Here is a 386-nt window from a genome sequence, read left to right as displayed (position 1 = left end):
GCAGCCCCAGAGCCCATCTTCTTGCCCCAGGACCTCCCTGTCTTCTACCGTGCCCATATTGACGATCTGGTGGGCACCCTATCAGACGAGGGCGTCTCTGGGCGTGCCAGCGAAGAACTCCACCAAATCATTAATACTGTTGTGGTGACCTGGGACGCGGAGGCGACGCATCACGCGCTTGAGCTGCGGGGCAAGCTATTGGAGATGCTGAACATGACAAAGCCCGCCGGAGGGGCGGGCTTGGATATTTGCGATAGTTCGCTGGATTTGGTTGCGGGAGTAGGATTTGAACCTACGACCTTCAGGTTATGAGCCTGACGAGCTACCGGGCTGCTCCATCCCGCGACAGTTTTGTTTGTCGTATCGCTTTGCTACTTGAGGACTGT

At 56.7% G+C, this 386-nt stretch carries 1 tRNA gene; it reads right to left on the bottom strand.

The window, feature by feature from the left end:
- Window positions 1–268: 268 nt before the first annotated feature.
- Window positions 269–345: transfer RNA gene (locus tag P2081_RS20440), tRNA-Met, on the bottom strand.
- Between the last annotated feature and the right edge of the window lie 41 nt (window positions 346–386).

Origin of the sequence: Pseudophaeobacter profundi (assembly GCF_029697505.1) — a bacterium.
Taxonomy (GTDB): Bacteria; Pseudomonadota; Alphaproteobacteria; order Rhodobacterales; family Rhodobacteraceae; genus Pseudophaeobacter; species Pseudophaeobacter profundi.
This window is presented reverse-complemented; position numbering and strand designations above follow the sequence as displayed.